Origin of the sequence: Winogradskyella ludwigii (assembly GCF_013403985.1) — a bacterium.
GTDB classification, from domain to species: Bacteria; Bacteroidota; Bacteroidia; order Flavobacteriales; family Flavobacteriaceae; genus Winogradskyella; species Winogradskyella ludwigii.
The window spans coordinates 420419-446179 of sequence record NZ_JABFDF010000002.1 but is presented as its reverse complement, the minus strand read 5'-3'; the positions used below and the strand labels follow the sequence as shown (position 1 = coordinate 446179).

General features: G+C 31.2%; 25 protein-coding genes. 7 read left to right on the top strand and 18 right to left on the bottom strand.

Annotated features, from left to right (window positions below; translation table 11 throughout):
- Positions 1 to 44: 44 nt before the first annotated feature.
- From HM981_RS08015 to HM981_RS07985, 7 genes are all read right to left on the bottom strand, one after another.
- The gene (locus HM981_RS08015) at positions 45 to 224 is read right to left on the bottom strand and encodes an Arc family DNA-binding protein (protein ID WP_020896684.1); all 180 of its coding nucleotides are present in this window, start codon (positions 222 to 224) and stop codon (positions 45 to 47) included.
- On the bottom strand, positions 217 to 735 hold the full coding sequence (locus HM981_RS08010; protein ID WP_179338256.1) for a hypothetical protein: 519 nt from the start codon (positions 733 to 735) through the stop codon (positions 217 to 219). Before HM981_RS08010 ends, HM981_RS08015 begins: the two co-directional genes overlap by 8 nt.
- Entirely contained in the window at positions 735 to 893 is a 159-nt protein-coding gene (locus HM981_RS08005) for a DUF4177 domain-containing protein (protein WP_179338255.1), read from the bottom strand. The genes HM981_RS08010 and HM981_RS08005 overlap by 1 nt, the downstream gene beginning before the upstream one ends.
- Positions 890 to 1078 carry a hypothetical protein gene (locus HM981_RS08000; RefSeq protein ID WP_179338254.1) on the bottom strand — a complete coding sequence of 63 codons (189 nt, stop codon included), beginning with the start codon at positions 1076 to 1078 and terminating at the stop codon, positions 890 to 892. The genes HM981_RS08005 and HM981_RS08000 overlap by 4 nt, the downstream gene beginning before the upstream one ends.
- A gap of 1 nt (position 1079) precedes the next feature.
- Positions 1080 to 1940: an SPFH domain-containing protein gene (locus tag HM981_RS07995; protein ID WP_179338253.1), complete on the bottom strand. Its 861-nt coding sequence runs from the start codon at positions 1938 to 1940 to the stop codon at positions 1080 to 1082.
- A gap of 362 nt (positions 1941 to 2302) precedes the next feature.
- Positions 2303 to 3229: an alpha/beta hydrolase gene (locus tag HM981_RS07990; RefSeq protein ID WP_179338252.1), complete on the bottom strand. Its 927-nt coding sequence runs from the start codon at positions 3227 to 3229 to the stop codon at positions 2303 to 2305.
- Positions 3230 to 3635: 406 nt separating this feature from the next.
- Positions 3636 to 4241 (bottom strand): alpha-ketoglutarate-dependent dioxygenase AlkB family protein, encoded by a 606-nt coding sequence (locus HM981_RS07985; protein WP_179338251.1) that lies wholly within the window; start codon positions 4239 to 4241, stop codon positions 3636 to 3638.
- Between the two features lie 32 nt (positions 4242 to 4273).
- On the opposite strand from HM981_RS07985, the gene HM981_RS07980 reads away from it, so the two are divergent.
- The gene (locus HM981_RS07980; RefSeq protein ID WP_179338250.1) at positions 4274 to 4954 is read left to right on the top strand and encodes a M15 family metallopeptidase; all 681 of its coding nucleotides are present in this window, start codon (positions 4274 to 4276) and stop codon (positions 4952 to 4954) included.
- 1 nt (position 4955) lies between these two features.
- Here HM981_RS07980 and HM981_RS07975 read toward each other — a convergent pair whose 3' ends face one another.
- Together HM981_RS07975 and HM981_RS07970 are read right to left on the bottom strand one after the other, a co-directional pair.
- Complete coding sequence (locus HM981_RS07975) at positions 4956 to 6131, bottom strand: MFS transporter (protein ID WP_179338249.1); 1176 nt, start codon at positions 6129 to 6131, stop codon at positions 4956 to 4958.
- Between the two features lie 70 nt (positions 6132 to 6201).
- Entirely contained in the window at positions 6202 to 7179 is a 978-nt protein-coding gene (locus HM981_RS07970; protein ID WP_179338248.1) for a hypothetical protein, read from the bottom strand.
- 208 nt (positions 7180 to 7387) lie between these two features.
- Between HM981_RS07970 and HM981_RS07965 the strand changes: the two genes are divergently transcribed.
- From HM981_RS07965 to HM981_RS07950, 4 genes are read left to right on the top strand one after another with little or no spacing between them, the layout of a single operon-like run.
- Complete coding sequence (locus tag HM981_RS07965; protein ID WP_179338247.1) at positions 7388 to 7933, top strand: RNA polymerase sigma factor; 546 nt, start codon at positions 7388 to 7390, stop codon at positions 7931 to 7933.
- On the top strand, positions 7917 to 8438 hold the full coding sequence (locus HM981_RS07960) for a hypothetical protein (protein ID WP_179338246.1): 522 nt from the start codon (positions 7917 to 7919) through the stop codon (positions 8436 to 8438). Before HM981_RS07965 ends, HM981_RS07960 begins: the two co-directional genes overlap by 17 nt.
- Positions 8422 to 9594 carry a hypothetical protein gene (locus tag HM981_RS07955; RefSeq protein ID WP_179338245.1) on the top strand — a complete coding sequence of 391 codons (1173 nt, stop codon included), beginning with the start codon at positions 8422 to 8424 and terminating at the stop codon, positions 9592 to 9594. The genes HM981_RS07960 and HM981_RS07955 overlap by 17 nt, the downstream gene beginning before the upstream one ends.
- A 3-nt stretch (positions 9595 to 9597) precedes the next feature.
- A complete protein-coding gene (locus tag HM981_RS07950; RefSeq protein WP_179338244.1) occupies positions 9598 to 10236 on the top strand; it encodes a hypothetical protein in 639 nt (212 codons plus the stop codon).
- Between the two features lies 1 nt (position 10237).
- Here the strand turns inward: HM981_RS07950 and HM981_RS07945 are convergent, their stop codons facing one another.
- Positions 10238 to 10624 (bottom strand): DUF2306 domain-containing protein, encoded by a 387-nt coding sequence (locus HM981_RS07945; protein WP_179338243.1) that lies wholly within the window; start codon positions 10622 to 10624, stop codon positions 10238 to 10240.
- Positions 10625 to 10638: 14 nt separating this feature from the next.
- Positions 10639 to 11874, bottom strand: a complete 1236-nt coding sequence (locus tag HM981_RS07940; RefSeq protein ID WP_179338242.1) for a DEAD/DEAH box helicase — start codon at positions 11872 to 11874, stop codon at positions 10639 to 10641.
- 67 nt (positions 11875 to 11941) lie between these two features.
- Between HM981_RS07940 and HM981_RS07935 the strand changes: the two genes are divergently transcribed.
- The gene (locus tag HM981_RS07935) at positions 11942 to 14020 is read left to right on the top strand and encodes an AAA family ATPase (protein ID WP_179338241.1); all 2079 of its coding nucleotides are present in this window, start codon (positions 11942 to 11944) and stop codon (positions 14018 to 14020) included.
- A gap of 11 nt (positions 14021 to 14031) precedes the next feature.
- Here HM981_RS07935 and rlmF read toward each other — a convergent pair whose 3' ends face one another.
- Genes rlmF through HM981_RS07920 form a run of 3 tightly spaced genes read right to left on the bottom strand, consistent with a single transcriptional unit; the run spans position 14032 to position 16496 of the window.
- Complete coding sequence (gene rlmF / locus HM981_RS07930; protein WP_179338240.1) at positions 14032 to 14988, bottom strand: 23S rRNA (adenine(1618)-N(6))-methyltransferase RlmF; 957 nt, start codon at positions 14986 to 14988, stop codon at positions 14032 to 14034.
- Between the two features lie 47 nt (positions 14989 to 15035).
- Positions 15036 to 15827 carry a class I SAM-dependent methyltransferase gene (locus HM981_RS07925; RefSeq protein WP_179338239.1) on the bottom strand — a complete coding sequence of 264 codons (792 nt, stop codon included), beginning with the start codon at positions 15825 to 15827 and terminating at the stop codon, positions 15036 to 15038.
- A gap of 33 nt (positions 15828 to 15860) precedes the next feature.
- Positions 15861 to 16496, bottom strand: coding sequence for an MOSC domain-containing protein (locus tag HM981_RS07920; RefSeq protein ID WP_179338238.1), 636 nt, complete (start codon positions 16494 to 16496; stop codon positions 15861 to 15863).
- Positions 16497 to 16702: 206 nt separating this feature from the next.
- Between HM981_RS07920 and HM981_RS07915 the strand changes: the two genes are divergently transcribed.
- On the top strand, positions 16703 to 20524 hold the full coding sequence (locus HM981_RS07915; RefSeq protein ID WP_179338237.1) for a beta strand repeat-containing protein: 3822 nt from the start codon (positions 16703 to 16705) through the stop codon (positions 20522 to 20524).
- A gap of 232 nt (positions 20525 to 20756) precedes the next feature.
- Here the strand turns inward: HM981_RS07915 and HM981_RS07910 are convergent, their stop codons facing one another.
- The 4 genes from HM981_RS07910 to HM981_RS07895 all read right to left on the bottom strand — a co-directional run bounded on the left by HM981_RS07910 (position 20757) and on the right by HM981_RS07895 (position 25754).
- Positions 20757 to 21332 (bottom strand): Crp/Fnr family transcriptional regulator, encoded by a 576-nt coding sequence (locus tag HM981_RS07910; RefSeq protein WP_179338236.1) that lies wholly within the window; start codon positions 21330 to 21332, stop codon positions 20757 to 20759.
- A gap of 161 nt (positions 21333 to 21493) precedes the next feature.
- Positions 21494 to 23149: a serine hydrolase gene (locus HM981_RS07905; protein WP_179338235.1), complete on the bottom strand. Its 1656-nt coding sequence runs from the start codon at positions 23147 to 23149 to the stop codon at positions 21494 to 21496.
- A 155-nt stretch (positions 23150 to 23304) separates the two neighbouring features.
- Positions 23305 to 24639 carry a hypothetical protein gene (locus HM981_RS07900; protein ID WP_179338233.1) on the bottom strand — a complete coding sequence of 445 codons (1335 nt, stop codon included), beginning with the start codon at positions 24637 to 24639 and terminating at the stop codon, positions 23305 to 23307.
- A 107-nt stretch (positions 24640 to 24746) separates the two neighbouring features.
- Positions 24747 to 25754: a transglutaminase domain-containing protein gene (locus HM981_RS07895; RefSeq protein ID WP_179338231.1), complete on the bottom strand. Its 1008-nt coding sequence runs from the start codon at positions 25752 to 25754 to the stop codon at positions 24747 to 24749.
- Positions 25755 to 25761: the final 7 nt, after the last annotated feature.

The window sequence follows — 25761 nt, the reverse complement described above, 5'->3', positions numbered from 1 at the left end:
TGCAAAATACAAAAATTTAAACCTAAAAAAGTGACCGTTTCCGATCACTTTTTTTCTGTTGAATTATCTTTTGGCTTGGGTTGCCGGTTATGTTCTTTTAGATACTGCATTAGCATCCATTCTATCTGGCCGTTAGTACTACGAAATTCATCTGAAGCCCATTTTTCAACGGCTTTCAGCATATCTTCATTCATTCGTAGTGCAAAGGCTTTCTTTTTAGACATTTATTGTTTTCTTAATTAATTTTGTTTTATAGGTCGCTAATACGGCTTTAGCATCGTTTTGTTTTTGTGTACCAATTAAAAGTTTTTTGCCATTTTTTAGTTCTAATTGAATTCCAACATTGCCAGAAACGTTTATAGCTTTTCCTTTAGCTCCATTCCACATTGCTCCACCTTTTAATCCCCAACCACCATATTCGCTAATAGGACTATAGGTTCTAACATAGACTATATTAATTTCATTCCATTTAATAGCTTTAAGCTTCCAATGAAAAGGGAAGAATTGATAATGAATTCCTTCTCCGTCTATTCTAGTGGTTAGTTTAAATACAAATAGTACTCCAAAAGCAAAGATCAAAATTCCTAGGATTGAAAATAATTTATCTAACGAAAAATTTTTAGGGTCTTCAAGGTACGTTTTTAATATAATACCAATAGGCACTAAAATGCTGATTGACATTAGCACAATTAGCCATAATTGATTGAAACGTTGTTCTTCTTTAAAGATTTTCATTATCTATTTTTGTCACGTTCAAAAACTACCGAAGACCAATTCACAGCAATATCCTTAACAACCCAACCTTCACGAGCATATTGATTGAGAAGATCTTCAAAATTTTGAATACGATTTCTGAAGCCTAATTTAGGTGTCACCACTTTATATTCTTTCATAATGTATCATTTTTACGGTCTGTCTTATAAATCACGAAGGCAAATATAAGACCTAATATTGTTCCGATAATTGAACCAAATATTAAACTCGTTGCAATGGTATCTGTTATGGCACCAATTGTGGTGCCTATACTACTTCCAATAGATGCTCCTATCGCTATACTGTAAATCTGTTTTTGATTCATTTTAATGGTTTAAAGTTCCTGTATTTAAAACAGGTGAAGCATCTTTATCACCACAAAGCACAACCATAAGGTTACTTACCATAGCTGCTTTTCGTTCTTCATCTAGATCTATAACATTTTTTTTGCTAAGTTGCTCTATGGCCATTTCTACCATGCTTACAGCACCTTCTACAATTTTATGTCTAGCAGCAACAATTGCTGTAGCTTGTTGGCGTTTTAACATCGCATTTGCAATTTCTTGCGCATAAGCTAAATAACCAATACGTGCTTCTAGGACTTCGATACCAGCAATGGATAAACGCTCGTCTATTTCTTTTTCCAAAGCATTGCTAACTTCATTAACACTAGAACGTAATGTAATATCTTCGTCAACACCTTCGTCTGCAAAATTGTCATAAGGATACATACTTGCTAGTTTTCTAACTGCAGCATCAGTTTGTACACGTACAAAATTTTCGTAATTATCGACATCAAAAGCTGCTTTATAGGTATTATGAACACGCCAAACTAATATAGTACTTATCATAATTGGGTTTCCTAATTTATCATTCACTTTTAGACGTTCACTATCAAAGTTACTCGCTCTTAATGAAATCTTCTTTTTAGTGTAAAAAGGATTCACCCAATAAAAACCATTTTGCTTTATAGTACCAACATATTTTCCAAATAACAATAAAACTCTAGATCCATTTGGTTGTACCATTAAGAATCCGCAGGCTAAGACTATAGCTGCAACAATACCAAATACAGACCAACCAGTTTTTGTTATAGGAATAAGGGCTATGCTTCCAAAGAAGAGTATTATAAATAAAAATAGCATTAAGTAGCCATTTGCTGGAACGATGATTTTTTCTTCTTTCATAATTTAAAATTTAGTTGGTTAACAATCATTAAAATCAATATGATATTAAAATGATATCATAAAGATATACTATATTTTATTAGTATGCAAAAAAATTGTTTTGTTACAGTTTAATGAAATAAATTAAAAAATGAAGTTTGGCACGCCATTTGTAATATACTAAACGTAATGATTAATACGATAGTTACCAAAGCGTAACACACTACAAAATCGTAACATTACGTTGGTTGGTTAGTTAGAAAAAGCATCTCGTGGTTGGGATGCTTTTCATTTTATTTAGTTAGTTTAAAAAAAAGCATCTCCTACTAATAGTTATTAGAAGAGATGCTTTTTTATGCTTAAAAAGAAATTAGAGTGCGTGATTAGAGTTTTATAAAGTCCGTTATGCTTTTAATGAGTACTGGAGAAATTTCTCTAAATGATTCGTTATAAGATTTTGAATTCTCTAAATCACCTCCTTCTATTTCAAAAAGTACGTGATTCATGTTTTCTATAATTACGAGTTTAGCTTCTTCATTAGCCGCTTTTAATAATTCGGCTTCCTTGACAGAAACTTGAAGATCTTTTGTGCCATTAATAATAAGTATAGGCATCTCCAGGTTTTTTAAAATGTCAGTAGGATTGTATGACATCCAATTCATCATAAAAGGTTGAAGATCTGCATTAAATACAGAGCTTAATGCTACAGGAAAATCAGTAGTCGTTTTTCCTTCTTTCAAACTGTTTACAACTCGTTTTGTGTCTTCCGCAAAGATTGGAGCTGTGTTGGTAATTTGTTCTATTAAAACATCTCCAATATTATTACCAGCTCCTGCTAATGAAATAAAACCATCAGCTTTATCAAGAGCAGAAAGCATACCTACTAAGCTACCTTGACTATGACCAATAATATAGATGTTGCTATAATTGTTTTTTTCAATAAAATAATCTAAAACAGCTGAGGCATCTGTTACAAAATCATCAAACATCATGTTTTTATCTACATTATTTTTTAGAATTTGTTTTACAATACGTTTATCATATCTAAATGTAGCAATGCCATTTTCTGTAAGTCCTAACGCTAATTTTTTAAGAGAATTATTTTTTAAAAAATTTTGATTTCCATTTCTGTTAGTAGGACCAGAGCCTGCAATTATTATGGCTAAATCAGGTTTATCATTCTCAATTGGTGTAAGTAGTGTTCCATCAATCCATTTTGTAATAGACAACTCTTCTTCAGAGTAGGTTTTTACCTGACTAAAACCAATAGCATTAACCAAACATAGGGCAATAATTAAATAGTGTTTCATTTTATTTAGATATAGATGTTTAAAGTTACTTCATATTGGTTTAAGTTTTACATAATAGTATAATTTTAAACTTATTTGTAATACTAGTATTAAAAATAAAGTAACGGTATGTAGTGTATTTAATCGATGAAATACATTCTTTTGACGACATATGTTAAAAATATATGTATTTCATCGATTAAATATGTTTTTAAGCGTTGTATTTAAAAATGAATTATATATTTGAAGTGTACTGAAATTTAGGTTTTAGTTCAATGGATTAATTAATTAATATTTGCCTTGTGTTGTGTTGAATTAGAGACCCTGAATCTACCAGCAAAGAAAAAAGCAAATAACGAAAACCGAGATTGAGGGATCTCGGTTTTTTGTGTTTTATAGTTTCGGTTTTACTTTATTTATAACTGATTTAATCACTTACAATAGTTCTAAAAGTAAGATTGATACGTTCACCAATACTTTTTTTTGTTTTTGCTATTTGGTGTAACCAATAGTGCTGCATTTCCCCTTTCATAATTAATAAACTGCCGTGTTCTAAATTCAGTTTATAGCGCTGTTCTTTGATGTGTCTGTGTTTAAAATGAAATGGGCGCGTTTCTCCAAAACTTACAGAGGCAATTATAGGGTTTATTCCTAGTTCTTTTTCGTTATCTGCATGCCAACCATTACTATCGTTACCATTTCTGTAATAATTGGCCAAAACGGTATTGAAATTGTGGTTCGTTATATTTTCTGTTTGTTGTTTTATTGTTTTTAATATTGACGTCAATGGCTTAGGAAGCATTTCAATATTAGAATAGCTATATGGTTTGTCAGAATCACCAAAAAGCGCTGTTAATCTGGGTTGCTTATATGTTTTTCCAAATATAGTGATATCATCATGTTGCCAATCGGTTGTCAGTTTTAAATTTTTAAAATAAGTATCAGAGTCATCCTTAGAGAAACAATTAGGAACGTAAATTAATTCTGCATTAGGAAGTTTAAAATGGTTTTTCTCTTGAGAAAACAGGTTCATAGTTTATTTTTGTTACTAAATTAGTGCATAATATGAATTATAAAACGCTTTTTTATATCGCAAGTCTGTTGCTAATAACTTTTAGCTTTCAGCAAGAGCAGAGTTTACCTGAGGGTTTTGTTTACGCAAAATCTATTATTCCAGATTTAGATGTTGAATTACGCTATTTTTCTGATCATAACTTTGTTGGAGATACTATAGATGGTTATAAGGCTAATCGATTAATTATTACAAAAGGTACAGCGGAAAAACTTAAATTGGTTCAAGACGAATTACAACAACAAAACTTATGTTTAAAAGTGTATGATGGCTATAGACCACAACGTGCTGTGAATCATTTTATTCGTTGGGCACGACAATTAAATGATACTATTAGTAAATCAGAATTTTACCCAGAAGTTAATAAACGAAACTTGTTTAATGCAGGTTATATTGCTTCGCGTTCAGGACATAGTAGAGGAAGCACTTTAGACTTAACTATTATTGATGGAGAGACCAGCGAACCTTTAGACATGGGGAGTCCTTTTGATTTCTTTGGAGAGGAATCTTGGGTAGAACACAACGATCTTACAGAAATACAAAAGAAAAATAGGCAATTACTACAAACCGTAATGTTAAAGCATAATTTTAGAAATTATCCAAAAGAATGGTGGCATTTTACGTTACGTTGGGAGCCTTTTCCTAAAACGTATTTCGATTTTGAGATAGAATAACCTATGTTTTCTTCAGGTAAATGAGTCCAATAATTGGTCCTAAAGCCAGAATCATAAAAGCGTACTCAGGATAGAAATTATTATTTATAATAGCGTTTAATAATTGAATACTTACAATTGTAAGTGAAAAGCCAAGACAATTTACAATTGTTAAAGCTGTACCAATAGACTGTGCTTCGCAATTCTGAGCAACCATTGTAGAAAATAATGGTGAATCTGCAATCACTGCCATTCCCCAAATAATTAAGAAAATTATAAATAGAGGAGTAGAGTTTATCATAAAAAAGACAGGTGATAGCAAGCAACAGATCCCTGAAATAGTTAAGGTTAAAATAGCTGTTTTTTTAATACCTAATCTTTTAGAAATGAAACCACCTAAAATACAAGATACTGTTCCTGAAGCTATAATGATAAACGAAAATAAAGGAATATTCAGTGATACATTATGAAGATTAGAATGCATTATAAGTAATATTGGCACAAAAGTCCAAAAGGCATAGAGTTCCCACATATGTCCAAAATATCCAAAAGCTGCAGATCGGAAACTAGACTTTTTAAAAACATTTAGAATTTTTGAAATGTCAAATTTATCAGCTAGTTTTTGGTAAGGTCCATTTGGAACCAATAGAAAAATAAGAACACCTCCAATTAAAGCTAGAATGGACGTTGTCCAAATAACCATTTCCCATTTAATATTGAAATCAAAAGACTGAATAAGATACGGAAATGCAGTACCTAAGACTAAGGCGGCAATTAAGAAACTAAGAGATTTACCTAAACCTTTTTCAAAATGATCTGCAGCAATTTTCATCCCAACAGGATAAATACCAGCTAAACTAAATCCTGTTAAAAATCTAAATCCAAGTATGGTAAAAAGCGTATTGTTAGAATAAAGCATGCCGAGATTAAAACTAGCGCCAAAAATGGCACAAATAAAAAACACACGAGATGGAGAAAACCGATCACTTAAAGTAAGAATAGCAAAAATAAAAGTGCCAATTATAAATCCAAATTGTACGGAAGAACTGATATAGCCAAGAGACTCTGAATTCAGGTTAAAGAATGATATTAAATCATCAATAATAGAATTTCCTGCAAACCATAACGAAGTACAACAAAATTGCGAAAATATAATTATGGGCAAAACCCATTTATTTGTACCTGTTTTAGTTTTCAAAAGGTAATTAGTTTAAATATATCCAAGCCTAATATGTTAATTAGAATTGAAGAGGTATAGACCAATGAGGTCATTCATCTTTATAAGTTTTATACGTTAGACCGATTCCGTAATTAAATAGATTCTTGTCTAATAAACTAGATTTAAATTGATTGCCGTTATCAAATTTCACCCAATTATTTCCATTAATAAAAACCCGTTTTATAAAGGTGTTTTTACTTTCAATTTCATCTGTAAAAGGTAATAATGGTCTAAAATTGGTTGGTATTTTAACAATATCACCATGTTTAGATTTTATCTCTTTATACTTTTTGTTTGGTAATAATTTTCCGTCTTTGTTGGTATAACCTAAAACTTGCAGCGACACAAAAAAACCATTCTCAGGAATATAAATATCATAGTTATCGACATTCAACATATGAAAATCTCCATCCTTTTCAGTTGCTCTAAAAACAGTCGTTTCGTAAGTTAAAACCTTACCAGGAACGCCGTTATTGTTTGCATAGAATTTTACTTTAAATAACGTTGAGAAGCGTTTTTTCTCACTATTAGATTTATTTCGCTTACTCCAATCTTTTGATTCTAATGCAATAGGGAATAATATCTCAGACAGTTTCTGATCTTTAGAAGTTGTTTTAGGAAAATATACGGCAATTTCAGATTCTATTGTGGGTAGCCAGCATTTGTAATAGTCGTCGTCTAAATACGGTTTTAGTTTTTCTACTTTAAACTTTCTATCCACTTTATTACCAATTATAACAGCATCTAATTGATGTGCTTCAGGTTGCATTAACAATTCTGTAGGTAAATTATGTGTAGCAACATTAAGGTCTTTAAAACCTAAAGCAGAAATATAAAGCGAATCAATATCTAGATATAATTTCTTTGTGAAAATAAATTGACCTTCGTCATCGGCAAAAAGACCGTTACCATTTCCAAAAGAGATGGTTGCGTAACTTACAGGATATGATGTTATACTGTCTTTAATTGTTATTTGAGAAAATGTAATTTGGCTAATGAAAAGAAATAAGGCTAATGTTTTATACATTTTTATGTTATTTAATTTTAATTACACGAATCTGTTTTTAAGTTATAGATAACGTGTAGCAAAGGATTAAAGATGCTGAAATAAATTTAGCATTACAATAAAAGACTATTAAATTCTGAAAAGTTTAAGTAATTCGATGTTTTTTGTAATAATTTGAAACCCCAATATTATTTTGTCGTTTTTATAATAGAAACCGCTAACCAACCCAATGCATAAATTAGAGACTAAACTTATTAAGCTTTGCAAAAAAGGAAATGAAGTTGCACAAATGCAAGTTTATGATAAGTACAGTCAGGCGATGTATACCATTGCTTGTCGTTATCTAAATGATGAAGATGCAAAAGATGCGATGCAAGAAGGCTTTTTAAAAGCGTTTAGACATATTGAATCGTATAAGCCAGAAGCGACTTTCGGAGCATGGTTAAAACGAATTATCATCAACCAATGTTTAGATGTTTTAAAGAAAAATAAGTTAGAGTTTGAAGCCGTAGAAGTATCAGAGTTGCAAATTATAAACGAAGACGATTGGCAATTTGATACAACAATTACGAAGCAAGAGATTTTATTTGCCATTGAGCAGTTAAACGAAAAACATAGAATCGTAGTGAAGCTTTATTTGCTAGAAGGCTACGATCACGAAGAGATTTCAGAGATTTTAGAAATTCCCGTAAAAACATCACGTACACATTTAAGACGCGGAAAATTAAAATTACAAGACCTATTAAAACAAAAGTACAATGAAGCAAGATATTAGAAACCTATTTAATGAGGAAGATAATTTAAAAACGCTTCCGGAAAACCATAGAATAGAGTTTAGAGAAAGACTCAAAAAGCAATCCCAACCAAAACGACGTCCTTATGCATGGTTAAGTGCAGCGGCCATTTTAATTATAGCATTAACTATTGGGTTTAATGTAATGCAAAAGGAAGCAAAACCAGAACTAAATCAAGTGTCACCAATTATAGCGCAAGTAGAAGCTGTAGAGGCAGAGTATCTTAAAGATATTGAAACCGAATGGCAGAGTTTTATAGCTATCGCAGACGATGCCGTTTTGGTAGAACGTTTCAGAAAAAAACTAGAGGAATTAGATGCAGATTACAAAGTTATTTCTTTACAGTTTAAAGACGATGCTAATAACATTTTAGTCATTGAAGCACTCGTTGAAAATCTTCAAACACGACTTCAAATTTTAAAAGATATTCAAAAGCACATCAACATATTAAATCAAAACAACGAACAGAATGAAAGTACGATATAGATTTTTAGCACTGATACTCATCACATCAGTTATGCTAAATGCGCAACAACATAAGATTCATAGCGAGTCTTTTACAACCAATAAAACTACCACAGCTATCTTCAATTTAGAGAATGTTACAGTGGCGTTGGAAGAGTCCATAGATGGGAAAGTTCATGTGGATTATATTATGGAATTTGATGGGTATTCAAAGAAAGAAATTAATTCCTTTTTGGATGAGATAAAAGTAGAGGTCGGTAAATTTGATAATCATATTACACTCAATGCTAGTAGTGAAAATAAAATTTCAATCGAAACTTATGAATTTAAAACAACAGATGCTATTACTATAAACCAATCATTTTTTGAGTCTAAAAAGGATTCTGTCAGTCGTAAATCATTAGATACATTACGTTTAGAAATAGAACAGAATAATCACAGTATACAAGGTAATTCTTTGAAATATATTAACGATCGTTTTAAAAAAGTAGACAAAAATGGTAAGGTGACTAATTTTAAAAAAGGAGGTATAAAAATGATGCGAAGTCGTTTTACAATTAAAATTCCACCGTATTTAAAATTAACAGTCAATGCGAAAGAATCAGGATTATACATAAGACATCATCTAAGAAATGAATTTACAGGAACGCTAATTGGTGGGGCTTTAAAAACTAAAGAAATATCAAATCCATATAATAAAATTAAAATTGAGAATGCAACATTGGAAGCTATAGCGATTGATGGCGGTGATTTTGAATTTATTAATTTAAGAAACAGTAAAATAGGAAGTATTCAAAACACTAAAATTACATCAGAATTCTCAAAGCTTGAAATAGGAGAAATTCAAAAGAATGTAACCATAACGGATTTTAATAGTGAGTATTATTTTTATAATTGGGCTAAAGATTTTAAGCGTTTTAATCTGTATTCAGAATATTCTAAGATACATTTCTTTTATCCCAAATTAGATTACAGTTTTAAAGTGATAGGCAATAACACTAAGAATTTTATTGGCAAGTATACCATAGAAATGCAGCCTACCAAGAAAGGGGAGAAGTTTAATATGATGGAACGAAAATCACAAGGGAAAGGTGAGTTTTCAGGTGAGATTTTCTTCGATATTATCCATGGTATTATTTATTCATACAACGATTCAATCAAAAAAACAAACAATTAATTTATGAAGAGAATTCTAATTATGGCTGCTGCATTAAATTGTTCCAGCGGATTGCTAGCACAACAGAAGGAAACGAATTCTAAAACGGATTCGGGTTTAAAAATGGAAACTGAATATGCATCAGATATAGAAGAAGTAAGTGATATTCTAAGTTTTGAAGGCATTGATTATATGAGGTTAAAATTTTCTGGAGAGCAACTTAAAGGAAAAAGTTACAGGCTCTCTGTTAAGGAAATATGGGATGGTAAAATAGTGTCTGACACAGCCGTTATGGACAGTAGAAGTATTGGTGTTAAGCAATTTGAAACTTTAAGTGATACGGTGTTTAAAATGAAAGTTATTTCTAAACATACCGAAGATAATAAATTAAAAATGACATTTAAGTTCCCAAGATTTAGTGTCAATAAAACCTATGAAGCTATTGACTCTGAAAATTATAGTTTAAGAAATCTAGCCGATGAAAGCAATTTAGAAATCAGCTATAACAAGTCGTTTTATTTGTTAGCTTATATTTTACCTTACGAAAGAGAAGATGGTTCTTTGTCTTGGTGTGACGTAGGAACCTCAGGAAAGGATATTGAAAACTGGGGTGAGAAATTTGGGATTAAACATTACTTACTTTTTGAAATGAAATTTGAGTAGCTTACCCAAACAACACAGCATGTAAATAACGTCCAGGAGTTAATGTAAAAGCGCCAGCGATAATGATTGCACCAAAGTAGAGTAAAATCATTTTTCGTTTATGAGCTTTTACATTGCCTTTTTTAATAGCTATATATGCCGTTGGTACAGTCCAAAATGTTAAAACGCTAAAGAGGTGAATCCAGCCAAAATGATTTAAAAAGCGTTCACCAACTGCAGCAGGCATAAATAATGTCACGGTTGCTGTAAACAGCATTAAAATCATATAAATTCTACCAAGAAATTTATGAGTTTTAGTTCCTTTTTTTACAATTAAAAGATAAGCACCAATAAATACACAAGGTAAAACGGTGTATAAATGAAGAAACATTAAGGTTTTATATGCCATGCTTTAACAACTAATTAATACCAACGTTTCTTCTTCTTCTTAGAAGCCTCACTTTTACGACCTTTTTTATACTTACTACCTTGTCTTTTGTGAACAATAGGTTCCGCTTTAGGATCTAAAGGGTAAGGATGTTCCGTTTCTACCGGAATCTGAACATTAATAGCTTGTTGTATCTTTTTTATGTAATTCTTTTCGTCCGCAGAGCATAATGAGTAAGCATTACCTGTATGACCAGCTCTTCCAGTTCTACCAATTCGATGTACATACGTTTCGGGTATGCCTGGCATATCAAAATTAAGAACGTTGTCTAATTCATTAATATCAATACCACGTGCTGCAACATCTGTAGCAATAAGAATTTTAACGTAACCGTTTTTAAATTTATTTAAAGCCGTTTGTCTTTCACTTTGTGGTTTATCACCGTGAATACTATTTACAGAGAACCCATTTTTCAATAAGGTTTCTTCTAATTTATCCACACCATTTCTAGTACGTCTAAAAATAAGAACGTTGCCTTCAATAGTGTTACGCATTAAATGTAAACACAGTTCAATTTTATTTTGCTTAGGAACATAATATAATACTTGATTCACATTTTTAGCAACCGATTTTGTCGGCGTTACATCAATACGTTCAGGATCTTTAAGCAATGTATTTGCTAATTCTTCAATTTTATAAGGAATCGTTGCAGAGAATAATAAGGTTTGTTTCTCTTTAGGGCAAAGGCGTTCAATTTTTTTTACATCATCAATAAAGCCCATAGCGAGCATTAAATCCGCTTCATCTAAAACAAAGGTTTCAACAAAATCCAGATTAATGTAATCTTGCTTGTGTAAATCGAGTAAACGACCAGGACTGGCAACTAAAATATCCACACCGTTTTTTAGCATATCAATTTGTGGTTCTATAGAAGCACCACCAAAAACCACTAAAGATTTTAAGGTTGTAAACTCAGCATAGGTTTTAAAATTCTTTTGAATTTGTATGGCTAATTCACGTGTTGGACTTATAATTAAGGCTCTAATTTTCTTACCCTTTTTTGGAGCATCTTGCTTATCGTACAATTGCTGAAGAATAGGTAAGGCGAAAGCAGCCGTTTTTCCTGTACCTGTTTGTGCAGATACAATAACATCTTTACCATCTAAAATTAGTGGAATAGAACGTTGTTGTACCAAAGTAGGTTCAACATAACCAGAAGCTGCAACAGCTTTTTGTATGGGTTTTATTAGATGTAAGTCTTTAAATGACATATAATTTTGTTTGTTGCAAAGGTAGTTTTAAAAATTAATCTATTTTTAGATATAATATAATTTCAATATGAACATACAACTTACTAGAAATCTTGCGAAAGAGTTAACTGAAACTCACTATACAAGTGACAAAGCTAAAATTGATAGATTAAGCGAGATAGCTGAAGTCAATATTTTTGTTGGGGCGAATAATTCTGGAAAGAGCCGTTTTTCAAGAGGATTATTAAAAATGCAAGAACATATCCTTTTTTCGAATAAGTTAGAGGAAAGTTTATCTGAAATTATTGATTCTTTAAGTAAAGTTGAAAATAGGCTTAATTCTAACGCGTTTATTTCCTTTCATGTTAATAGATTAAATCAATACGAAATACTTGAGAGAGAGATTCAGTTATTAAAATCAAAGGATAAGAACTTTGATAGTAATATAAAATTTGATAAAAGTTACTTGGTATTAATTATTACAATGTTTAAAGAATTACTTAATAATATTCAATTAGGTAATAGGGAAGATTATATCAATAATTTGAAACACTTATTAGGTATACTCAAAATTACAGAAGGAATTTTGAGTAATTATGGCTATGTAAAAGCTCGTGGTAATTACAATGGGGTAAATGTCAATATACAATTTAATATTAATTTAGCTAAAGATGTAAATCCTTTTATTCAAGAGACTATTGAACATTTGGATTATATTTTGAAAAAATTTATCAAAATCGTTTCACCTAAAAAAATCTTTATACCAACTCAAAGAGGTGCCAAAACTTTAATATCAAGTGGTGCAATGTCTGCTGATAGTAATTTGTATAGGAGTACTATACTTCAAACATATTTCAAAGAAGTTGAAGTTAATGAGTTTGATAATTCCTACAAGAATATTTCAATATTCACAGGATTGGATTTGTATGATCAAGTTAAAAAGGTGAGAAATTCTAAAAGAAAGATTCGCAAATCATTTGAGAAATTCGAGTTATTCCTAAAAAAGTATTTCTTTAATGGGAAGGATATTGATATTGTAGCATTAGATGGGGATAATCACCTTAGCTTTTATATTGATGATGAAGATCTTGAAATACATGATTTAGGTGATGGAATTCAGGCAATAATAGTACTTATGTTTCCCATATTTACAGCAGAGAATAATTCTTGGATTTTTATTGACGAACCTGAATTGAATTTGCATCCAGGAATGCAAAGACTCTTTTTAAAACAAATACTTTCGAATCCTGAGATTAAGAAAAAGAATTTAAGATTTTTCATAACAACACACTCTAATCATTTACTTGATTTGACTTTGAATCATAGTAATATTTCAATCTATTCATTTTCGAAATTAATAGGTAAAACATCAAAGGATCACAAAGTTTTAATTAGAAATGTTAAGCCAGGTGATTCAAGTTTAATGGAAAATCTCGGCGTTAATAACTCATCGGTTTTTTTAGCTAATTGTAGTATTTGGATTGAAGGAATTACAGATAGAAAATATTTATCTGCTTTTTTAATAGCTTATTTAAGAAGTATAGAGAAAGAATACCATTTTAAGGAGGATGTAGATTTTGCTTTTTTTGAATATGCAGGAAGTAACCTAGCTCATTATTATTTTACAGGTGAAGTCAGTGACGAACAAAAGGAGGAAATTAAAGATCAAATAAATGCTTTTTCATTATCAAATAGAATTTATTTGTTAGCCGATAAAGATGGTGCAGATAAACAATCCAAGCATACTTACTTAAAAAAAATAACCAAGGACAATGATAATATTATATACAGCCACACTGGTGCTGTTGAAATTGAAAATATATTATCGTTTTCAATCTTGAAAAAAATAATTGTTGATGTCTTAAATCAAGATGCTGAATTGATAAACAATATTGATGATATTTCGGAAAGTGATTATGCTAATATTGGTCTTGGTGGATTTTTAAATAATAGAATTAATCGTAGAAAGGATATTAATTTACCTAAAATATCAGATAATAAGAAGACACTAAATAGTAGATATAAATTGAAATTTGCTAATTATATTTATGATGGAGTTGTAGATGGTGAAATTACTTGGGATATGATTAGTGAAAATAGATATGCTAAAAAAATAACAATGGAGATATTTGCCTTTATCGATAAATATAAAGACAAATATTCATAAGAAAATTTATTCTAAAAACGTTCTTTTATCCAGTCGTGTTGTTCTTGTTCTGTTAAAAAAGTCCAAGCGATAAATCTACTGATTTTATGACCTTGTCCCATTTCAATAGTTTTTACAACAGTCGCATTCACTTTTTCCAAAACTTTATAAGTTGGTTTAAGTGTCGCTTCCTTAGAAATTAAACTTGTAAACCAAAAACATTGTTTTCCAAAATGCTTACTCTCGTAAATCATATCTTTTACAAAACGTGCTTCACCACCTTTTGTCCATAATTCATTTTGTTGTCCTCCAAAGTTTAAAAGTGCTTTGCTTGGACGTTTGCCATTAAGATTTTTTAGCTTTTTTAAACTTGCCTTTTGAGCATCGTCTAAAGAGGCATGAAACGGAGGGTTACAAATGGTGAAATCTACTTTTTCTTCAGGTTTTAAAACTCCATAGAAAAAGTTGTTAGCGATTTCTTGACGCCTAATTTCTATAGTAGATCTTAATTTATAGTTTTTCTGCTCTATTTCCTTCGCAGATATAATTGCTGCTTCATCAGTATCACTTCCGATAAATGACCAACCATATTCATGCTGACCAATAATTGGGTAAATACAATTTGCACCAACACCAATATCTAAACCTTTTATGTCACTTCCCTTTGGAATAACAGTACCATCTCCTTTTAATAAATCGGCAATATTATGTATGTAATCTGCTCTTCCAGGAATTGGAGGACACAAATAATGCTTAGGAATATCCCAATATTGTAATCCGTAATGATGAATTAGTAATGCCTTATTTAATGCTTTTACAGCATCTGGATTAAAAAAATCGATAGATTCATCTCCATATTTATTAGGTGCAACATAGGCTGCTAATTTTGGTGAACTTTTAATCAGTTTTTTAAAATTATAGCGTTCTCTATGCTGACTTCTAGGATGAAGTTCGGTTTTTACTTTGGGATGTATTTTCTTTTCTTGCAATTGGGTTGTAATTTAGTATTGCAAAGATAAGGTAAAAGAACTTGGTTTTAAGCTCCTGTCTTTTTTCCTATGATGTATAAATAGTCGCCAAAATCATTATCGTAAGATTTTATAGTCTCGTCAATTTTTCCGCTATCAATATCTTTTTTTAATGCCAACAATCCAGTTTTTACGTCTTTAATATTTGCTAAATCATTAAAAGATGAAATACCATGACGTATACTGTCATCAAAGTACAGTTCTGGGTTTTTTTTACCACAATATAAAAACTGATCTTCTAAGTTTGGTTTTACGCTGTAAGTTTCAGTACTTGTCATTTTTATGCCTGAAGTATGCATCGCTTCTTCAATAGCTTCTAATGTTGGCATTTGTTGCATAGAATCTTCCATCATTTTTGGGAAGTAATGATTTAGCCAATACCCTTTTATCTGTTGCGGAGTAGAAGTGAAGATAACAATGTTACCTTCTGGTTTTAGAATATAATGTAATTCTGAAAATGCTCTCGTCAGATTTTTCCAATGGTGAATAGTTAACGTTGCAATTATACCATCAAAACTATGCTGAGGTAAATTTGTTTTTTCAGCAGAACCAACTTTCCATTTTATATTTTGATTTTTAGAGAGTGCTTTTTGAAGTAATTCAATAGAAGGATCAATTCCAACAAATTGAAATCCTTTTCCTTGCAAGGCATTGCTATAATTGCCAGTACCACAACCAACATCTAAATACAATCCGTTTTTATTAGGATTGAGATGTTTTAATAATTGAGAAGTCAAATACGAATCTGCTTTACGTGTTTCGTTATCAATGAGTCCTGTTTTATTGAATTTGGTTGACATGTTTATTCTAATTAGATACTAAAGTAACCAAATTTATTTCAAGAAAAATGCTAAGCGCTTTCTTAAATTTTGTGGTAAAGCCACATTGTTGAGTGTTAAATTAATGTGGTTTTCATTTTTTTCCTTGGCATATAACAATTTAAAAAAATCATAAATTGATACGCTATCTTTTTTAGATTCTATTAATGTGAAGTGATCCCCTGTTTTTACCTCTCCTTCTTCTAAAATTCTAACATAAGTACCAGGGAAACCATGATCAATAAATTGTTTTAAAACGGTATTTGATCCAAATTTATGCGCGAACTTAAAGCAAGGTTCTCTTGGTTGCGTGATTTGCACTAGAGCATTACCAAGCTTATAAATATCACCAATAAAAAGTTGACTTTCGTCTAAGTCTTTAACCGTTATGTTTTCACCAAACATGCCATAAGTCCATTCTAAATTTGGATATAAATTTTTCCAATAGTCGTAATGATTCAAAGAGAATAAATAACAAGCTTTAAATTCTCCACCATGAACTTTTCGATCTGAAACCACATCTCCTTTCACGTCTTCTTTTCCTAAAAATATAGGAGCATCAGTTGGTGTTTTGTAAATACCTGTTGTAATTTCTTTACCATTCCAAGAAAAAGTTGTGGGTTGTGCAATGTTGGTAGAAATAATTTTCATTCATTAAAAGTAAAAAAAATAGTACAATAAAAGTTAGATAATTACTACTGTCATTTTAGAAATAACAATTTGCTATTAATTAGCTTAAAATGTTAAAAGTATGTTAAAGGAATTATTTTGTAAAACCGACCTTAAAATTTTCTCGTAGGTATTTGTGCTTTCCAAAGAGGAAGAATAATTAACCATTTTATCTAATACTAATCAACATGAAAAACAAAATTACTTTTGTTATTGCAACGGCGATGACATTCTTTATTTCAACAAGTGCATTCGCTCAGTTAGTGACTAGTGGTGCAGATGATGGAACAGACGGAACATTGCGGACAGAAATCGCAGACACACCAAATGGTGGAACTATAACTTTTGATGCATCAGTATCAACAATAAATTTAAATAGTGAGCTTTTAATTAATAAAGACTTAATCATAAGTGGAAACTCGTCATCTATGACAACTATAGATGCAAACAGTAATGGTAGAATATTTAATATTACTTCAGGATTGGTAGTTTTAAATGATTTAATGCTAGTTAATGGTCTTGAAGGAGATGGAGGCGCCATCTATATTACTAACGCGGATGTAGCAATTAACAATTCAGCAATAACAGGAAATATTGCAAATGGAGCGTCTGGTTCTGGAGGTGGAATTTTTAATGCTATTGGTGGAGTCTTAACAGTTAATAATTCTGAAATCTCAAACAATATAGCTAATAGAGCAGGTGGTGGCATTGAAGATAATTCTGGTGCAGGATTAGCAATTACATTACTTAATGTTAATTTAATAAATAACAACGCAGGTGTATTACCTGCCACTGCAGCTCCAGGAAATGGAGGTGCATTACATATTACAGGTGCAGGAAGTGCAATTGTTAATGGCGGAACTGTTAATGGAAACGTAGCTGGTAAAGAAGGTGGTGGACTATGGAATGGTAGTGGTGTTTTAGATGTGGTTGATGTAACGATAACAGAAAACTCAGCTTTAGGTGATGTTACTGGTGGAGGAGGTATTTATAACAATGGTAATGGAACTATAAATATTTCAGCAGGAACAATATTATCAAGTAATATCGCCTCAGGTGCAACACCAGGAGGTCGTGGTGGTGCGATTTTTAATAATACGGATGGTATTTTAAATTTGGCTAATGGCTTATCAATTACAGGGAACTATGCCAGTAGAGCAGGTGGTGCAATTGAAGATAGTTCTAACGGAACCTTAATTTTATCAGGTGTAACACTTACAGGAAATGCTGCTGGTGTAGACATTGGATTAGGAAATACAATTACTCCAAACCCAGGAAATGGTGGTGCAGTTCATTTATCAGGTACGACAAATGCAACGGTTTCTAATTTTACAACGGTTTCAAATAATTTTGCAGCTAAAGAAGGCGGTGGATTATGGAATAACTTAGGAACTATGGATGTAAGCTTTACATTTTTGGATGCTAATATCGCTTTAGGTAATGATGCAGATGATGGTGGTGGAGCTATATTTAATAATGGAGGAAGTTTAGTTGTTGGTAATGCAGCAGCAATAACAAATAATATAGCCTCTGGAACTTCAGGTTCTGGTGGTGGAATTTTAAGTACTGATGGAGCGGTTACAATTATAGATGCTGTATTAGCTTTTAATCAATCTAATCGTGCAGGTGGAGCTATTGAAATTATAGACGGTTCTATTGCTTTCTCAGGAAATTACAATGTTAGTGGTAACAATACAGGTGTTTCACCAGCAATGGCTAGTCCAGGAAATGGAGGAGGACTTCATATCAGTGGTTCAGGAACAGCTGTAATTACAGGTGGTACAATGAGTAATAATTTAGCAGCCAGAGAAGGTGGTGCACTTTGGAATAGTACAGCTACAATGACTGTAGATGGTGTATCGATAAATGGAAATATAGCAAGTGGAGCTTCTTCAGATGATGGTGGTGCAGGGATTTTTAATAATGGAGGAACATTAATCGTTCAAAATAATACAATAATAAGTAATAATATCGCAGATGGAGCTTCTGGTTCTGGAGGTGGAATTTTAACAGTTGGTGGAACAGTAACGGTAACAAATTCTGCTGTAACATCTAATCAAGCGAATAGAGCTGGTGGTGGAATTGAACTTGCAGGTGGTGTTTTAAATCTTATGGATACAATTTTAGATATGAATAATGCTGGAGTGTCTCCTGCAGTTGCAGCGCCAGGTTCTGGTGGAGGACTTCATGTTTCAGGTCCAGCAACTACAAATATTTCTGGTGGTACAACAAATAATAATATAGCAGCCAACGAAGGTGGTGGTTTATGGAATGGATCAGGAGTAATGACTATTGTAGATCATATGGTTGATGGAAATATAGCTTCAGGAAACGATGCTATGACTGCAGGTGCTGCTGGTGGTGGTGGAATTTACAATGAAGGTGGTACACTTGATATGTCAGGAATGACTGAAATTACAAATAATATAGCTGATGGAGCACAATCTACTGGTGGCGGAATTTTAAACGCAGCAGGTGCTTTAATGGCGAACGGAATTACAATTGCTTTTAATGAATCGAATAGAGCAGGTGGTGGAATTGAAACTAATGGAAGTGGACCAGTAACGTTAACTGATGTTATTTTAAATACTAATATAACTGGAGTTGTAACTGGTACAGGAGCACCTGGAAATGGTGGTGGACTTCATGTAAGTGGAGATAGTACAATTGATATTTTTGGTGGAACTGTAAATGGAAATAACGCTGCTCGTGAAGGTGGAGGGCTATGGAATGGTTCTGGAATAATGACAACAGATAATGTTCTTATAGATGCTAATGAAGCTTTAGGTGATGCAGCAGATGATGGTGGTGCTGGAATCTTCAATAATGGAGGAACTTTAAATGTGATGAACGGAACTTTAGTTTCAAATAATATAGCTTCAGGTGCTTCTGCTTCTGGTGGTGGATTATTAAGTACAGCTGGTGATGTTACAATTATGGATTCAACGTTTGACAGTAACGCAGCAAATAGAGCAGGTGGTGCTATTGAACTTATTGATGGTAATTTAATATTTTCAAATTCAACAATGTCTAATAACGATGTTAATGGCTTAGCAGGAATTGCAGCACCAGGAAATGGTGGTGGATTTCATGTTACAGGAATGTCTGGAATCGTTACCATTTCTACAAGTACAATTACAGGAAATGCTGCTGCTAACGAAGGTGGTGGATTATGGAACCAAGGAGGGACTATAATGTCAGTTTCTATGTCTACAATAGATAATAATACAGCTTCTGAAGGTGGTGGGATTTATAACAATACAGGATCAATGACGTCTGTAACGACAAGTACAATTTCAGGGAATGCAGCATCGGTTTCTGGTGGTGGATTAACAAATAATGGTGCAAGTTTAGATCTTAATGCCGTAACTGTAGCAATGAATACATCTGTCGGAATTGCAGGTGGAATTGAGGCTGTAAACAATGTGTCTTTAAAAAATACGATTGTAGCTTTAAATACCGCAACTTCAGGAACAGATGTGTCAGGGTTGTTAACTTCAAATGATTTCAATTTAATTGGATCTGATGATCTGGGAGTATTTACAACTCAAACTAATGATATAGAGGGAGTAGATCCTTTATTAGGAACTTTAGAAGACAATGGTGGTGTAACATTAACACATCAATTGTTAAGTGATTCTCCTGCTTTTGATGCTGGAGATGCAACAGATACGTTTGCAGATCAAATTGGTCAGATGGTATTTGGAGGTTCTAGAGATATAGGATCTTTTGAAGCACAATTGTCATTATCTGTAGAAGATTTTAATCTGTCTTCAGTTTTAAATATCTATCCTAATCCTACGAAAGGACAGTTTAGTATAGAAATAGATAATTCAGTGTCTGGCGATATCAATGTTCAAATTGTTGGTCTATCAGGACGCATAATAAAACAAGCTAAATTAGAAAACGGAATTAATTCTATGGATATTAGAGGGATGTCTAATGGAATTTATATTGTTAATGTACTTACAGAACAAGGAAGAACGTCACAGAAGTTAATTTTGGATTAATAGTTAGTAATGCTTAATAATTGAAAAGGCCATCGAAAGATGGTCTTTTTCATTTTATTCCAAGTTAGTTTTTAAATAAACTTAAACATAAAAAAAGCGCGAGTTTTAAAACTCACGCTTTTTTAGCTATTAATTCCTAGGAAAATAAGGGATTATTTATCCTTGTTAGGACTGCAAAAGTAGAATTATATAAATCTTAAAAAATTGATGTATGGTAATAAACATAAATAAATTATAATTCTTTTCTTATTCTGCTAAGACTTTCTGTAGTAATACCTAAGTAAGATGCAATATGATAATTTTTTACACTTCTTTCAATATCGGGATAAGTTTTAATAAAATTAAGATAACGTTCTGTAGCGTTTTGAGCGAGGTTAGCCAATAGTCTTTTTTGAAATGCGGTAAAGGCACGTTCTAACTTTATTCTAAAGAAGCGATCTATTTCAGGTATTTTTTTAAATAAAATATCTTTTTCTTTTTTTGTGATTTTGTAAAGTGTTGCATCTTGAATCACATCAATAGTCATTATAGATTTTTCGGAAGTGAAAAAAGCGGTGTAATCACTAATCCACCAATCGTTAATAGCAAACTGAACGGTGTATTCTTTTCCATTTGAATCGGTATAGAAAGTCCTTATGCAGCCCGAAACAACATAGTATTCAGAATCAGCAAATTCATTGGCATAAAGTAGAATAGTTCCTTTTTTTACCTCTATTTTTTGAAAGACAGATGCTATAATTTTAGTGTCATCTTCTTTGAAGTTAAGGTCTTTGAAGATTGTTTTTATAACTAAATTATTTGATTTCACTAGTAATGAGTTCTTTAGGTCTTTTTCAAGATACTGAAAACGATTAGGAGTTAATAATAAATCCGATAGGCTATATGAATACTAGTTAAACGGCATATTTATATTAGAAAAAACCACTCTGTTTTTGCAAAGTGGTTTCTAATTATTAGTAGTAAATAAACTTATTCAATTTTTTTTGCAAGGGTTTCTTGGCCACTTTGGTATATGGTAAAACTCTCTACGTTTCCAGATGGATCTTTATTAAACTTAATTTTTATGGCAGCAACTTTCGCGAAAAAGTTAGTCTCATCTTCTGCATAAATTTCAAATTGACCTTGTCCTGTAGCTTGCGCAAAAATTTGACTTCCATCAACTGTAAGTGTAACATTAAAATTAGGTGCTAATTGGTATTTACCTGTGTATTGTTGTAAAATAGCATTTGTAAGCGTTACTTCTTTGCGAGCTTCTGGTAAGGGCTTATTAACTTCTTTTCCTATATTTTCTGTATCAGTAATAAAAATAGCTTCACGTTTTCCATCTTTAGATTTAGAAAATTTGTACTCAATACCACTGTCTTCAAACATAAAATGATTTTCGGATAATGGAAAAATTTTAAATGCCGTATTTGTTTCAGATTCTTTCATGCTATTCAGTTTTCCATCTTCTAAATATATATGTCTAATAGCACCATCTTCAAATTCATAAGCACCAACCCATTGTTTTAATTTATCTTCGGAAAGTATAATTACATCATTCATAGTAGGAAGCGGTTTTCCTATAGCTATAGCCGCTAAATGTTGCGTTACAGCTCCAATATCATTACAGCTACAATTACTTAAACCAATAACGTAAACGTCGTCTTCAATTAAATAGATTCCATTGGTAGATGTTCCAAAAATTCCGCCACTATGCGTATAGCCTTTAGATCCTTTAAGATTCATTTCTGCTAAACCATAACCATAAGTAATATGTTCTCCGTTATTAAGCTTAGAACCATTGATAGCTTTATCTAATGATGTCGCTTTTATTAACGTATTATTAGTCAAAGCATTTTGCCATTTTAACATATCGTCAATTGTTGAGGTTAGCGAACCTGCTGCATGTGGTAAGGTCATGCTTAAATAACTAGCATTAACAAAGCCGTTATCTTCTTCCTCATAAGCTTCAACTCTGTTTTTTACTAATTCTCTGTTGTTTCCATAGCTTGAACTTGTCATGCCTAACAATTCAAAGATATTTTTTTCTATAAAATTTTCATACGTGTCTTTAGAAATTACTTCGATAATTTTGCCTAATAATATATAGCCAGAGTTGTTGTACTTAAAAGCATCTCCAGGTTCAAAATCTAGAGGTTCGTTTTTAAAAGTATCAATTAACTCATCTAATGTTTTATCTATACGTGCCAATTCTAGAAAATTTGGATTGTCTGTATAGCTTTTTATTCCGGAAGTGTGATTTAATAATTGATGTACAGTTATTGTTTTACCATGAGTTGGATAATCTGGAATAAACTTAGTAATAGGATCGTCTAAACTTAGCTTGCCTTGTTCTTCTAGCATTAAAATTGAGACTGCTGTAAATTGCTTAGTAATAGACGCGAGCATAAATACATTTTCCGGAACCATATTAACATCCAATTCTAAACTCGATTTCCCAATCGCTTTTCTGTAAATGGCTTTACCATTTTTAGCGACTAAAATTGTAGCGCCTGGTGCATCTGCATTATTGTAATGTTGAGCTACAATGGCATCAAATTGTTGGGTTAGATTTTGAGCTAAAATGGTTGTTGTAAATAGAATGCTCATTAGAAATAGAGCAGAGGAATAAAATGTTTTCATAATGTTTTTTGATTGATTATAATAGTAAGACGATAATTGTTGCTGAAAAGTTACAAAAAAACCACTAAGCTTTTGGTTAAGTGGTTTTTAGTGTTTCATTGTATCCTTATAATAAGGACTAAACATTTAAAGACATAATATTACAAATTGAATAATTAATCATTTTTATAGTACCAAAAAGGAATTTTTACATGGCTAACTTTAATTAGCGAGTCTTTACGATTAATATGCTTGTCAATACTTAGTAAATGCTTACCTTCTTTAAGTGGAGTAATTTTCATTACAGTCTCAAAACCTGTTTGCTTAAATCTATTTTTAGTAAAGGTGTACTCAACATCTTTATATTCTGAAGTGTCAATTGTTATGGTAAAAAAGGACTCAAGCGTTTTTAAATATATGGGTTGCAAATTTTTAATTAAACTATCAAAACTGTTGTTTTTATCTGTGTCTCTAATAAAGTTTATATTGAGACCTCTAGTTTCTTCTTCAATCTCTAAATCTTTATTAAAACTAACGATATTATCTTCTATGTCATCATCAAACTCTATAAAAATAGGTAGATAAGGCGTTGTTATAATTTTTGATGGTATTGATGCAAGATCAACAAACGCTTTGTTTTCTTCAATTAAATTTTCATAATGCGATGGTTTAGTTTGCGAAAAAGAAGAGGCATTCTCATTAAAGAAGTAATTAGAACTCTCAAATTTTACAGCAGAGAATATGGCAACTGAGATATATAAGGGAAACAAAATGAAACTTATTCGCCTACCTAATTTGTTATCCAGAAAATTATAGACCAAGCTTCTGTATAAAAAGGATAAAGTAATAAGACTAATAAATCGATAAAAAGGATAATATATAATAGCAAGCCATTTTTTCTTTTTTAAATAACCTAGTGTTGCAAAATCTATTAATGTAAGTAGAATGGATATTAGAAATATTACAATCAAAACAATACCTAAGATTTTTAAGGCTATTGTTTCTGCGTCGAATGAGGTAGTGATAAATTTAATTAAAAGGGCAAACAACAAAGTGCATATAAAAAATGCTAAAAAATAAAAGATCATCAGAAAGGATGTAGCGAAAATAATACTACAATAGTTTTCTAATTTTTCTATAAACTTATCAAAGGAGCCAATGCGTTTTCTTAAAAATTTATCGAATTTTGAGTAGTAATTTAACGTGTCAAAATCAATGTCTCCAGAAACATAGCGCAAACCAAGGGCACCAATCCATAAGCCTCTAAGAATAACATGAATAATAAGATTTAAAGAAAGAATAGAACAAGAGGCTAGAGTAATCATAATTAAATTAGCCTTTATGGTATTGCCAAGATTTTGAGCTAAACTAAATTGATAACTCAGAGGTTCAAAAACGGAGATTAAACCAAAAATTGAAAAACCAGAAATAACAAGCTCTAGTTGCCAACTTTCTTGTTGTAAATGATCTAACCATTCTTTAAATGATTTTGAAGACTTTGGCTCTTGCATATATATTGAGAGTTTTTAAGCAAATTAATGAATTTAAGTAAATAAAAAACCACTTTGAATTAACAAAGTGGTTTTAAGTTCGTATTAGTCAATTATGGTGAACTATATTATGTTTTAGTAACTTCCATTGAATAGGTTGCTACAATATCATTTTCAATTTTTAAGTGTATATCATAAAAACCTTTGCGTTTAAAACGATATTTAAAAGTGATAATTCCGTTTTCATTTTTAAAATCATATATTTTATAATGGTTTTGATGATCTCCTGAAATCTTCACTAATGAAATTGATTCTTTAGAAATAGGTTTTAATAACTTAAAGCTAAAATTGATTTCTTCATTCTTTTTTATAGTTGTATTCAATTCCTTTGGATAAATTGGAATTATTTGATGCTGAAATGTTTCTCCATAAATTATTGGTTCTGCAATGAATTTTGATACTTTTAAATTCTTATTAAGAAACCATTTTTTTTCAATTGGATAATGATTTTTAGCAAATAATATGGGATCAGTTAAAAAATAACCGTCATTATAATCTTGAACAAAAAGATTGCCATTAATCATGTAACCACTAGACCAAGTGGCATCACATAAATACCATTTGTTATCTAGTTTTACAGCATTCCACGAATGATTTATAGATTTTAGTTCTTCCACATTGGTTTCAAAAGATCTTCCATAGCCATCAATGATTTTACATTCAATATTTGCAATAAAACATAATTCTTTAATTAGATATGCGTAACCTGTACACATGGTTTTTTTATGATTGAGTAGTTTTTTAAAAGCAATTTTTTTGAATTCATTATTCCATTCAATATATCCTAAACTATCATTTTTAAATTTCTCACGGTTTCTACTTACTTTATTATGTTGGTAAGAATCTGCACTTACATTCTTACAAACCCAGGTGTATATTGCTCTAAATTTTTCTACGTCAGTAGGTAGTTTAGACGTTAATTTGTGAGTAAGTAGAGGTAAGTTGTTTAAGTCACGCCCTTCATTTAGTTTTGCGATATTATCTGCTTTACTAAAATCAATAGTTTTAAAATCAGATACTTGAGAAAAGCTAAAGTTTAATATGAAGGCAAAAAAGAAAAAGAATCGTTTTTTCATAACTGAT